The organism is Paenibacillus sp. J22R56 (assembly GCF_056269375.1).
Genome location: NZ_JBWDNV010000001.1, coordinates 294,974 through 307,819 on the forward strand (window position 1 = coordinate 294,974; position 12,846 = coordinate 307,819).

At 42.4% G+C, this 12,846-nt stretch carries 12 protein-coding genes; 3 read left to right on the forward strand and 9 right to left on the reverse strand.

From position 1 onward, the window contains the following. Window positions 1-104: 104 nt before the first annotated feature. Both AC0YNT_RS01300 and AC0YNT_RS01305 read right to left on the reverse strand, forming a co-directional pair. Window positions 105-908, reverse strand: coding sequence for a cold-shock protein (locus AC0YNT_RS01300; protein WP_475802988.1), 804 nt, complete (start codon window positions 906-908; stop codon window positions 105-107). A gap of 33 nt (window positions 909-941) precedes the next feature. Continuing rightward, window positions 942-1,691, reverse strand: a complete 750-nt coding sequence (locus tag AC0YNT_RS01305; protein WP_475802989.1) for a PmeII family type II restriction endonuclease — start codon at window positions 1,689-1,691, stop codon at window positions 942-944. A gap of 454 nt (window positions 1,692-2,145) precedes the next feature. Here AC0YNT_RS01305 and AC0YNT_RS01310 point away from each other — a divergent pair, with 454 nt between their 5' ends. Then, window positions 2,146-3,027: a hypothetical protein gene (locus AC0YNT_RS01310; protein WP_475802990.1), complete on the forward strand. Its 882-nt coding sequence runs from the start codon at window positions 2,146-2,148 to the stop codon at window positions 3,025-3,027. A 177-nt stretch (window positions 3,028-3,204) separates the two neighbouring features. Here AC0YNT_RS01310 and AC0YNT_RS01315 read toward each other — a convergent pair whose 3' ends face one another. From AC0YNT_RS01315 to AC0YNT_RS01335, 5 genes are all read right to left on the reverse strand, one after another. Then, on the reverse strand, window positions 3,205-3,996 hold the full coding sequence (locus AC0YNT_RS01315) for a DUF4145 domain-containing protein (protein ID WP_475802991.1): 792 nt from the start codon (window positions 3,994-3,996) through the stop codon (window positions 3,205-3,207). Between the two features lie 870 nt (window positions 3,997-4,866). Further along, entirely contained in the window at window positions 4,867-6,375 is a 1,509-nt protein-coding gene (gene melA / locus AC0YNT_RS01320; RefSeq protein WP_475802992.1) for an alpha-galactosidase, read from the reverse strand. A gap of 99 nt (window positions 6,376-6,474) precedes the next feature. Continuing rightward, entirely contained in the window at window positions 6,475-7,404 is a 930-nt protein-coding gene (locus tag AC0YNT_RS01325; RefSeq protein WP_475802993.1) for a helix-turn-helix domain-containing protein, read from the reverse strand. Between the two features lie 84 nt (window positions 7,405-7,488). Further along, entirely contained in the window at window positions 7,489-7,953 is a 465-nt protein-coding gene (locus AC0YNT_RS01330) for a hypothetical protein (protein WP_475802994.1), read from the reverse strand. A gap of 31 nt (window positions 7,954-7,984) precedes the next feature. Further along, the gene (locus tag AC0YNT_RS01335; RefSeq protein WP_475802995.1) at window positions 7,985-8,527 is read right to left on the reverse strand and encodes a YkvA family protein; all 543 of its coding nucleotides are present in this window, start codon (window positions 8,525-8,527) and stop codon (window positions 7,985-7,987) included. 217 nt (window positions 8,528-8,744) lie between these two features. On the opposite strand from AC0YNT_RS01335, the gene tlp reads away from it, so the two are divergent. Continuing rightward, window positions 8,745-8,957 (forward strand): small acid-soluble spore protein Tlp, encoded by a 213-nt coding sequence (gene tlp, locus AC0YNT_RS01340; protein WP_475802996.1) that lies wholly within the window; start codon window positions 8,745-8,747, stop codon window positions 8,955-8,957. A gap of 136 nt (window positions 8,958-9,093) precedes the next feature. Beyond that, entirely contained in the window at window positions 9,094-10,671 is a 1,578-nt protein-coding gene (locus tag AC0YNT_RS01345; protein WP_475802997.1) for an acetate--CoA ligase, read from the forward strand. 535 nt (window positions 10,672-11,206) lie between these two features. Here AC0YNT_RS01345 and AC0YNT_RS01350 read toward each other — a convergent pair. Both AC0YNT_RS01350 and AC0YNT_RS01355 read right to left on the reverse strand, forming a co-directional pair. After that, window positions 11,207-12,142, reverse strand: coding sequence for a methylenetetrahydrofolate reductase (locus tag AC0YNT_RS01350; protein ID WP_167280327.1), 936 nt, complete (start codon window positions 12,140-12,142; stop codon window positions 11,207-11,209). 78 nt (window positions 12,143-12,220) lie between these two features. Further along, the gene (locus tag AC0YNT_RS01355; protein WP_475802998.1) at window positions 12,221-12,757 is read right to left on the reverse strand and encodes a DUF402 domain-containing protein; all 537 of its coding nucleotides are present in this window, start codon (window positions 12,755-12,757) and stop codon (window positions 12,221-12,223) included. Window positions 12,758-12,846: the final 89 nt, after the last annotated feature.

Sequence of the window (12,846 nt, forward strand, 5' to 3'; positions counted from 1 at the left end):
TATTCTCTCCATTTCACACACATTTTAATATAAGTCACTTATTTTGCTAACGTATCTACGCTTTTAAAAACCCACACCAAAGCTTCTAGTTGAACAATTGACAATTATACAAGTTTTTTAAAATAATTATGCTTTAAATCTATTTTATAACTTTCTTTAGCGTTTCCTTTATTATCAGTTTTTCTTTGATTATAAGCATGGGGTGGATTCTGCTTACATAGTTGCAATAAATCATCTAATTGTATTTTCCATACTCCAGTCATAGGATTTACTTCAAAAAATTTATTTTTTTCTTTATCCTCGTACTTAACTGCTATCCAGTCTACCCAAAAGTAAATATCTACTTGGGATAGGTTATTTTTATAGCTTTCACTGTATTCATTCGCATCTGAAACATTAAACGTAACAGTGTATTGTCTGTTATCTACGCTAAAAAAAGGGTTATTTTGTGTCTTTAGGTCTCCCAGTTTACCATTTGTTTTGTTACGCAAATCTAAAACTTTAGGATCTTGTTCCTTATCGGGATTAATCTCAATTTCCAATCTATCCCCATATAACATAACAAATAGCTCTTCTTTTTTAACACCATGCCCATACCAGTGCTCTCTTTCTTGTAAATCATGATTTTTCACTTCATTTCCGGATATATCATAAAGTTTATATGTAATTACCGGTTTACTTATTTCCTCTTTTTGAACCTTGATATTAAGTGCTACTGGGTTGCCGTTAGTTTGATACTTAATATTAAATTCTACTTTATCCCCTTTTCTTAAATCTTGTATTTTACCATTAATAAAGCTTTCTACTTTTATTGTGACATCAACTTCCATGTTTTGAACCTCAATATATCCATAACCCATCTTTTTATTCCAAAATTTAACAACACCGATCATCAAATTACTACTCATAATAGTCAACTCCCCATTAATACTCTCTATATTTTACATGTTTCCCTCAAGGAAATTGTTCCACATTCCTTCATCTGAGTCTCCATATTTCATCTCAAATTCCATAGTTAATTGAGCGCGCTTTTCATCTATCAAGCTTTTTAAATTTTTACCACTTTTATCGACATAATTGTCTACAACTTCAATTGTAATCTGCCACAATTTCTTATAACATTCCGCATCACCAGATATAAAATCCCAGAATTGACGACCTGCTTTAAAATCGAAAGCAAGATATTTATGGGTAATATTGCTTACTTTTTCTGTTTTCCCATAGGTTATGCCAAGTAATCCTGCGGACCCTGGTGCCCTACGGACAGCTGATTGCAGTTCAGATGATGTTTGCAAGCAAATATCTTTATTTACCGTACTCGGCCCTGACTTAAGCTGTATGTGCCATTTAATAGCTGTCCCGCCATCTTCTGCTGGTCTTAACAATTCTAAATCGGCACCTTCAACACCAGAAGTATCGGTAAAGGCAATCGCTATTTTTTGTATCGTATTACCAAAACTAGTACTGGTAGATCTCTCTAACCTAGCACTAATTAAATACTCAATAATATCTCGCGGAGTCTCAAGCTCTGCTACACCACCTACTAACCTCATTAACAGTGGGTTTGGTGTTAAATCGTCTAATGTAAGCTTATTCAAATTCTGAAAAACTCTTTTTAAAAAATCATTAAGTATTTTATTAATCTCAGATGTTATATCAGTTCCATCAATCCGCTTAATAATGGTAGTCATTATTTTATTTTCTCCATTTCTCAAAACAAAAATAAGAGTATAGGCTCAAAGTCCCATCCTCCTAAGTTTAGCCATTTTGTGAAGTAGCTGCAACTTCATTTTGGTAACTTATAATATTACTTCTAGCGTTGACCTCATCTTACAAATCACTATAGATTCTCCAAGGATGCGTGCCAATCTTACAGGAACAGCATTTCCTTTGATTAGGGGATATTTTTTTACTAGCTATTCTATCTCCGGATATCCCTATCGACAATGGCAGAAAATTAATTCATCAGGGAAAGTTTTTTTATCAATTAACTATAAACTCAGCCATGTTTATGTAATAATTGGATAAGAATACCCACTAAACTAAGGAAATACATATAACTCTTTTAGACACTTAATCTATCTTTGGTTCCTGCTAGATGATTCTGAGTTTCTCTATAGACGGTATAGATATAGGAGGTTCTTTGTGCTTACTTCACTTCGAAATATTATTATCTTGCTTATTATTGTTCTAAGTATTTTTATATACCTCTATTTCCACCCAGCAAATAATCCACAAACAGATATCTTAAAAACATTAATCAGCACAGTTCTTGGGGGACTACTAACAGTATTTGTAACCTTCCGAGTAAACACTTACAATGCACAACAAAAGTCAGCTTTAGAGAAGAAAAAAGAGATTTACATTCCTATAGAGGAAGAACTAAAATCAATACTTAAACAAAACGAGAAGGTGAGTTACTGGGGAAGTTTAAATAAATCTTTCGAATTTCCTGAAATCGACAAGCAGTTGGAGAGCTCTTTTGTGTTTCTGCCTAAGAAGTTAAAAAATAACTTGATGGAAATTAAAAGTTTAGTTGCAGAACTAACGTCAATAAATCACTATAGTATCGCGGAAGATATTATTCTGAGCAACTTCGCCAAGGCCTTAAAGGACTGCTTTGGAGAAAAGGGATTTTTTAAGTACGAAAATCCTGATGATGGAATTTTTGTTTATGAATTCCCTGAACCGTATGAAATTCTGAGACATGAACTCAGAACTCATAAAACTATTGATAACATGGTAGAACGTCATTATGAAAACTCTAGATTTTACGAAAGCATCTTAAGTAGCTACAATGAGCCCCTTATAATTGATTTACCTGACTTATATGAGAACAGAAACATCGGGAAAAGTGAATTCATTGCCGAGTGCTACAACTTCTCAGATCAACTTTATGAACATGAGCAAATTATATTCAAACGTGAAATATATGAAGAGGTTATACAGGGAATAAAAAATGCCATAGACGAGCTAAAGGTCATCTTTAATTACATAAATAATAAATATGAACGGGACAAATATTGAGCCATGAATCATCTAGTATCAGGTATTTGATGTAAAGTATCAAAACAGAAACGACATTTCTGCCGTTTCTGTTTAACGTGTTAGTCGAGATTATCTAATCGAAATTCTGACCTCTTGGGTACAATCAAATGCGCTCTAATTATGTATTATCTACCCATTCCCCCTATTACTCATTACTTATTTATGATTATAGCCAGAAATTAGTACATAAAAAAGGTTCGTGAATTCTGGATATTCTGTATCAAGATTATTAACAATTAAACTAAATATCCTTTTAACATCTAACATATTCTTAGAAATATCAAATTGAGGCAAGTAATTCTCCATCATATTTATTTTGGAAACAAACTCATTATACTTATCTCCTAAATCTACTTTTAATGAATCCAGGAAAGCTAAACTTTGCTGGATATCCCCACTTTTGAGATAAGCCATTGAAAGTTTATCAACAACCCATAAATTCCCCTTATCATTATTCCAAACCTGCTCCAAAATATAAACTCGTTTAATTGGAGGTAGAGAACTAAGTAACGTTAAGACTGGTAGTTGCGAACCAAATTTATTTTTAGAAAAATAATTCACAATTAGGTCTTCAAAAATATTCAAAGCAAGATTTATACCTAGCTTAATCTCTTCGGCCGTAACAACCATACCGTAATGAGACCCCTTGTTCCCTATATTTTTAATTCGACGCAACTTTTTAGCAATATTCTTATCAATAAATTTCCCTATTAAAATAATTTTTTCATTCAATTGTTGTTTATTCCATTGTTCCTCTGTTACATTAGCCAATCTAAGCAACTTTCCTTTAAGTAATAAATCGATAGCTCCTTCTAAATAACGACGCAAACAATTGGCATGTACTACTTCTCTTAATTGTGGGTTAATAAAATCATCATATTCAGCTAATAAGCTATAAGGAATTAATGGTGGTATAGTAGCGGTTAAGATCGCATTATGTCGATTCAAACTGTACCAACTTTCTATATTAAAAGTAACAACCTTTACTCAACCAGATGTTAGACGGGGATAATAATTTTTTATGCAGTCAAATAAAGAAAGTCCATGTGGGTTCTTCCCAACAATGGACTTTTGCCGATGCTTTCGGACTTTCTTTATCATACAATAATTTACAATATAGAACAATAAAATTGTTAACGTATACCTGAAAAGAATCTAATTCTTTTGTTTCATCAACCTGTAACTCCAACAAGTTTCTGTCCTTCAGAAACTCTCTCTAAAACAATATTACCTAAAGACCGTAATCTTCTTATCTTTGTAGAATTGTGAAATCTTTTCCGAATAGTAGTGTTGTTCTTAATTGCGTTAATAAACGCCTCAGCAGCCTTGTCATCAAATTTCTCAAACATGCCTGGTATCCTAGCCGCACCAACAGAATAAAAATCTGTTCTTGCATGGTACGAACAATAGCCTATACTTCCGATGTAGGTTTGGATAAGAGCATTACATTAATTATTGTTCAACTTTATACTTTCTAGCTAGTGTTGAGAGATACATCGCCCCTCCTACTAACTCAACAAAAGAAAAAGCATACGATACACTTGTTGTATTCCCTCTAGGTATCTCCTGATCTGCTCTTCTAACAATCTGAATCTTCACAGATTTCGGTAATACCTTCCATAGCCACTCTGTTGCGGTCATACTACAGATCATTCAAAAATAAGGGTTTTGGCGCTCCCTATTAATTGTCAACACGGTGTATTGACACTACCGCCTCAAAATGCAAGGTATACGGGAACATATGTAACTAGGTTAAGATTTGAAAAATCTTTGAAAACAACTCGTTCAATACTGAGCGAGTTGTTTTCAAATACTAGATTAATGCGCTGCCGCCGGCCGTTCCTTCGCCTTATCCGACTCAATCGCATTGCGAGTCGCAGCCTCTTTATCTTGACTGAGCTCCTCGACCGTCTTGGTCTTAAGCCTTGCCGCGCCTTGATAATTCTCACGCGTCGGCAACAGATTACCGCTTGCCAACCGCTCTTCCGCCGCTGCAATAGCTTCCTCGTACTGCGGCAGCCATTTCGCCTGGGCAACCAGCATCTCGTCAGCCATCTGCCAGATCTCTTTCGGGTTACATACCGCACCGGTAAGCGGGTCCATCATCATCGCTTGGCGGAGAAGCTTGTCGTCGCCATGAACGGCAGCTTCAACTGCCATGCGTTGAACGGAAATGCTGACGTTGCAGACGGCTGCAGGACCTAGCGGCAGGTCACCAACAACTGGCATGTTGATGCCATTGCGGTCGACATAGCCCGGTGCTTCGATGATCGCATCGTCCGGTAAGTTCGTGATAATGCCATTGTTCACGACGTTGAAGTGACCACGGTATACTCGGCCTGTCTCGAGGCCTTCAATAATGTAAGAACCATGCTCTTCACCACGGTTCTCGGCTGCGTACACGAATGGATCAGCCTGCATCCAATTCGGGAAGTCTGTTTCGAACCAGTTACGTCCTTCCGTACATACGCGAAGATAACCGCCTGTTTCACCATTGATCCACACGCCAAGATCGATCCAATCCTTAATCTCATCCGCACGTTTGCGGTACCATGGCACGTATTCGCTTAAGTGACCGTTGGATTCAGTTGAGTAGTAACCGAAGCGGCGCAGCATGTCGATACGGACCTTTTCGGTCTGAGCGAAATCCTCAACAGCTTCGAAAGCTTCGAGTAAATCTCCCGTTCTGTCTATGCCATCAGTCTTAACAGAAACATACCAAGTCTGATGGTTAATACCCGCACAGATGATGTCGACTTCTTTCTTTTCACGACCAAGCGCGCGAGCGATCTGATGATGTCCGCCTTGAACACCATGGCAAAGGCCAATCGTGCGGACGCCGCCGTACTTGTTGCAAGCCCAAGTCAGCATCGCCATCGGGTTCGCGTAGTTGAGGAGCAGCGCATTGGGCTCAGCTACCTCGCGGATGTCCTTGCAAATGTTCAGCATTTCGGCAATGCCGCGTTGGCCGTACATGATACCGCCTGCACAGAGGGTATCGCCGACACATTGGTCGATGCCGTATTTTAACGGAATGTCGATATCGTATTGGAACGCCTCAAGGCCGCCGATCCGCACTACGCAGAATACATAACGGGCATCCTTCAACGCCTCTCTGCGATCGGTTGTCGCTTGAATTTCAATACCCAATCCGTTCTCACGAATATCTCTTTGCACCAGCTGAGTCACCATGTCGAGGTTATGTTCATTAATGTCTGTAAAAGCAACCTGAATATCCTTAAACTCCGGCACCGCGAGCAAATCCCGCATTAAACCGCGTGTAAAACCGATACTGCCTGCGCCTACAAAAGCCACCTTAAAACTCATAAATAAAGCCTCCTCTTCGCCTATCAGGGTATGGTCGTTCGTTACCCTTATTCTAGCAGGCGGAAAAAGAAGGCGTTTGCACATTCGCAACGGAATGCATTATATCTTGTCAACTATTTCAACTTCATAGTCGGTCCAGCTTGTGATTGATTTCTTGGAATTACGGTATTCTGCCGGTGATACTCCCGTCATTTTCTTAAATAGCATACTGAAATATTGGCGGCTGTTGAGCCCGATATGATCCGCTATCTCAATGATCGGTACGTCCGTACGGGCGAGCAGCATCTTTGCCTTCTCTATGCGCAGATCGACCAAATACTCATTGATCGTCTTGTCCATATTCGATTTGAAAATGCGCTGAAGATAGACAGGATGCAGATTAACAGCTGCCGCAATATCTTTGGCTAGAATAGCGGTATCGTAATACTGATGAATATATTCTGTCGCGTGGCGCACATAATGATGGATTTGGCGCTCCGCGCTATTTTTCGACTCAACGGCAACTAACCGAGCAACACGGACCAGCAGCTGGGACATGAGCAGATTCGTCATCATCTCACGGCCTCGTTCAGCGCCTTCACCGCCTAGATCCAGTTCAAAGACCAGATTCCTCAGATTCACCTGAATATCTTCATAGTCCCTAAGTACAATCGTATCCAAACGTTGCCCCAGCAGCTTCGCAAACATCGGATTATGACTAGCGAGCTGATTCATCGATGGATAAATCCCCTCGCAGGGCTGGAATCCAAACTCCACGTTCAGCATTCGGCAGGGACTCCCGCTCTCAACGATCAGCCTATGCGGCACACCAGCATCCAGCATAATAAGGTCGCCTTTGCGCATGGCAATGACATCTTTATTCGTCTCCACCGTGCAGTTGCCGGAAATGACATACATGAACTCCGCCCAGTCATGCTGATGGAATCCCATATGGAAGTCTTCCCACTGCTTATAGTAATACGCGACGATCTTCGGACGGAACTCTCCCGACTCTCTCCACTTTGCATCATAAAAGCTGTTCGTACTCATGGTTTCCCCACCTCCGCAACCAGTATAGCCTCTATGGTCAGCATATACCCGCAGGAAAGGAAGGTCAACGCTTCTCGAGCTCATCTACCTTTGTGCCGGATAAACAACAAAATACCTTGTCCCAAATTTCACGGTATAGTGCTCGGTTGTAATGCCATAAAGCTTCAAGCGTTCTTTTAATCTCCTGTAGTAGCTGTTTAATCTGCCTCTATCTTTCTTGCTTCCCGGCTCAAGCTCCTGATTATATCTAGCTTTAAAGATCATCCGAGATGTACAGGACAGCCCTTCTGTAAGCATAACGAACAATACACGAATATCATCGGCAGACAGCTCCATGGCCTCGCCTCTGGCAAGCCACTCTCCTGTGCTCAAATCCAAATAGATATCATAGTTCAATGGTCGATGCAGATTATAGACTTGCGTGATTTGTTCATTCGTACTGGCTTCTTCTGAGCCGCTAATTTCAGAATGGATGTAGGTGAGGACATTTTCCCTTGCTACCTCTGTATCCCCGTCAACCCTTTCACATTCCATTACCATCATGTTCATGCTATCGTTTCCCCCACTCTGTCTAAATCCCTTATTTCACAAAAAACTCCTCTGCCTTGTCACGATGTTCATCCGTAATATGCGAGCTAATCGCCTTGTAAGCTAGGAATATGGCAGTAGCATCATCCCCGTAACCGACTATAGGGAAAATATCCGGAACAAGATCGATTGGCAGAATCCAGTAGGCAAGCGCACCAATGGCCGTTACTTTTACTTTGGCCGGCGTATTCGGGTCCATTGCACAGAAGTACATGGCAACCGCTTCTTTGGAAAAAGGCACCTTTGACGCAACTTTTCTAACTTTTGACCAGAACCCGTTGTTTACGTACTTCACTTGCTCCTCATGATCCCCGATCTTAGAGATCCAGGAGTCTGTATCCACTTCTTCTTCTACTACTTCTGCTGGAGCCGACTCTACGACAGTGGCGATTTCTTCATCTGAAAAGCTTGCCGGAATCACATCGTCCTGAGCAAGACTCTCATTACATGCTCCGCATTTTGCCAGTCTCAGCTTCTGAGACTCAACCTCGTTCTTTTGCCCGCAGTTTGGACATTCAACAATGATGACAGACATCGTTATCCCTCCAAAAGTTTCAATTTATCCTCTATTCGTTAACGTTAGAATATGATTAGATAACCATTATTACCCTCTAAATGTAATAAAACAACAAAGCTTAGACAATTAACTTTAGTTAATTCATTTGCATAAAAACCCCAGCCCTTGGGTCACAATAGCTCTTGGGTGCTAAACCGGTGCCCGACTACCAACACGAATAAGGGGGAATATCCGTATGGCAAAGCCGGACAATCGGTCGGATAACGCGGAACATTTGCAGGAGCATATTGCAAATACGCAGCAGAACATTAATGAAACTGAGCAATACTTGAATGAGTTCAGCACCGAGATCAGCAGCTCACAGCAAAACGAGTTGCAAGAGAAGAACGAGCGCCGCAGAGAAAGCGTATCGGAGTTCGAAGAAGAACTCAATGACGAAGAAGCTTAACTGCAAATAGCCAAGCTTCAGCAGCACCAGGATGGCTTCTGTCTATGGCAGGAGTCATCCTTTTTCATGTTCACAACCTATGCTATACTGTCGCTAACTAGCTAAGATAATCGAGAGCGACAAAGGGGTAGATTGGATGAATTTTGATCAATGGGTAGCTCCAGAACAGTACAATATCAGTTCTGAGATTGAGCGTCACCAGTCCGATAAAATCGCGCTTCAGCTGCTGGACGATCAAGGCCACACGACTAGAATTACATATAATGAACTGCTGAAGCAAGTGAACCAGCTTGCTGGCGGTTTGAACGAACTAGGGCTTATGAAGGGCGACCGCGTCCTTGTTATGGTGCCAAGAACCATCGAGGCGTATATCATCTATGTCGCATGCCTCAAGCTTGGACTTGTTATTATTCCATCCTCCGAAATGCTTCGTGCCAAAGATCTGTCGTACCGTCTTCAGCATTCGGAAGCACGTGCTGTTATTGCATGGGCGGAAGGTGCCGCAGAGGTGGACAACATTACGGAAGATTTGCCTGCCCTGCAGTACCGAATTGACGCCAGTGGCAGACAAGCTGATAACTGGGTGTCCCTCCGGTCCTTAATGGAAGGACAACCGGAGGAGCGCGCAACTGAGCTAACAAGCCGTGATGATATGGCGATTCTAGCTTATACATCGGGCACAACCAGTAATCCCAAGGGCGTTGTTCACAGCCATGGCTGGGGCTATGCACATCTGCGTATTACTTCGGCATGGCTTGGCATTCAGGATACCGATCTGGTCTGGGCAACAGCCGCACCTGGCTGGCAAAAATGGATCTGGACTCCTTTCTTATCCGTTCTCGGTAACGGAGCTACAGGCTTCATCTATAATGGATCTTTTAGCGCGGAACGGTATCTCGAGCTTATTAAGGAGAACCAAATTAATGTGCTCTGCTGTACTCCGACCGAATACCGTATTATGGCGAAGACGGATAACTTAGCCCGGTTTGACCTGTCCTCACTTCGAAGTGCGGTATCGGCAGGTGAGCCTTTAAACCAAGCGGTCATCCGGCAGTTCGAGGATACTTTCTCCTTAACGATCCGAGACGGCTATGGCCAGACGGAAAATACATTATTGATCGGCAATCTGAAGGATTCACCGATTAAGATTGGTGCCATGGGCAAGTCGATTGTTCCTGGTCTCGTGGAGATCATTGATGAAGAAGGCCATCCTCAGCCAATGGGTGAAGTCGGCAGCATCGCCGTACATACCGACATGCCGGCTTTGTTCAAATCGTATTACCGTGATCCCGAGCGAAAAGGTGCCAGCATCGTTGGTTCTTATTTCATCACTGGTGACCGGGCGAGCAAAGACGAGGAAGGTTATCTTTGGTTCGAAGGCCGCGGCGACGATATTATTATCAGCTCTGGCTATACGATTGGACCATTTGAGGTGGAAGAAGCGCTGCTTCGTCATCCGTCTGTGAAGGAATGTGCCGCTGTCGCAAGTCCCGATGAGATCCGTGGTCATGTCGTCAAAGCCTTTATCGTGCTGAAAGACGGAGTGACAGGCTCCCCCGAGCTGATCAAAGAGCTGCAGGATCATGTCAAATCGGTAACGGCTCCCTACAAATATCCACGCAAAATCGAATTCATCAGCGATCTGCCGAAAACAAACTCCGGCAAAATCCGCCGGATCGAGCTCCGCCAGCGTGAGGCGCATATGAATTCCTAAGCTAAATCAAGCCGCTGTTCCTACCTGTCTTCAACATGCTTGGTGCGAGCAGCGGCCTTTGCTTTACTAACCTCAACCACCTGTTAGACGCCCTTTGGAACTTACAACGTAACTGGTTGCTTCATGCCGCACGCTCGCCTATGTTGGATTTCATACAGCGTAATGGTGCGCTTGGCCAAAGTAACAACAGCTACATTGGATATTCTCCAGCAGAATGAGCTCATATAGGCGAGAGCAGCTCAATTTGGTGAAAGTTACTGGATAGAATCCAACGCAGCTCGCTGCCACCTGTGAGGAGCGGACTTACGTTGGACGAAATCCAACTTAAGGGACGCGCCTAGTAGGAGTAACTGGTTGCTTCACGCCGCACGCTCGCCTATGTTGGATTTCATACAGCGTAATGGTGCGCTAGGCCAAAGTAACAACAGCTGCATTGGATATCCTCCAGCGGAATGAGCTTATATAAAAGAAAAAGCCGCAGTTCACACTAAGCTTCTATCAGCTCTAGTGTAAACAGCGGCTTTACATTTTTAACTTAAGCATGAATGCCAAGCTTACGGTCGATCACGCTTTTAATATCTTTGACAAGCTGTACGGAAGCTTCAATCTCTACCTTACGTGTCGAGACGCTTTCGATACTGCAGCCAATCGGAATGCCTTTTTCGATGCCAAACTCGAACAGCTCTTCGAAGATTTTCAGTGCAAGAGATACGGACTTGTCCAAAATATCGGTCGACTTCAGCAGGTCATTCTCCAGCCATTTCGGAATACTGATGCCAAGCCATTTCATGAACTCCAGCGTTTTTTGCGAGCCGCATGGCGCCAGGTTGAACAGGATTGGCACGGTATCAATACCTTGCTCCTTGCAGTAATAATAGTAATCCGAGAGCATGTTCTTCGATGCTTCTACGTTAAACGTTGCCTGCGAAATGAAGAACTTACAGCCTCCGTCCACCTTATCCTTGATCCGGAGATGCTCATCGTTCTTCTTCATATGCCGCTCTGGAATAACAACGCCGCCCAGCATTAACCGATCGTTCAGCTTGCTGCTAAGCTCATACGCTTCCGGCAGCTTCATCGTCGTCTGTTGATTGCTGGAGGAAGTACCAACAAAGACCGAGAACCGATCCTCTTCCAAATCCTGCTTCAGCCAATTCGTAAAGTTATCTTCGGTGTTGTTACCGACAACCCGGTAAATAATCTTAGGGACCTTCCAATAGTTCAAATAGTTCTTGCTATAGACGGTAGGGTCCATCGCTTGCAAGTAGGGGAATGGTCTTTCCTCATCCGTCCGGTCCGCTTCATCCTGCACGTCATACAAGATTAATCCGTCAATATCCAGATCCTTTAAACGATCATATTGCTTTTCCGATATTTCTGCCAGCTTCTCAGGGGTATGACTCGACTTAGGCGGGGTCATGCCATAAGTAATGATTCCAGCCTGTCTATTTAAAATTTTATCTTTGAGCATCTCGTTTTTCATCCTTGCGTCTATAGTAGTAGTGGAATGATTTCTTGTATACTTCTACATGCTGCGCCGAATTCCTTCTTATCTGGTCGGATTTATTGTTTCCAGCTCTTGATTCGGAATTCTCGCCATCAGCCGTTCTATTGTCCCGTCAAAAGGAAACTGCCGTTCTGTCACACGTGCCTGAAGCCCGGCCAGTTCATCCCTTACCTGCTTCATCAGCGGCTCCGGGTACCCGAACTTTTCCGCATTTTCGATAAATTCATCTTCATCTATAACCATCCATTCGCCGCCGCGCTGAACGAGATCCAAATCCAGATCTACAAAAGAAACCTCGTTCCCGCTCATCACCGCAGGCTGATTGATGTTGCAATAATACTCGTTAATCTGGCCGTCAACAATGGCTGCACTAACCGTAAACCAATGCTTGCACGAGAAAAATTCAATCGACCAGTTGTTCACTGTAAACACAGCTTTTTTCGTATGATGCTGAAGCTTCCTGCCGTACTGGCCAAGGACAAACACATAGCCGTCCCCTTCTTCCAGCAGCTCCGTATTCCATTCATAATGTAAGATATTGCCGTACTTTAATGCCTTAATTTGAATTGAATTATTCACGAAAATGGCCTTCTTTCCGAAATCGTTAGGTTAGGAAAGTATATCATATTTTTCGCCCAATAAAACAAAAATGCCTCTTCACCGAAGCG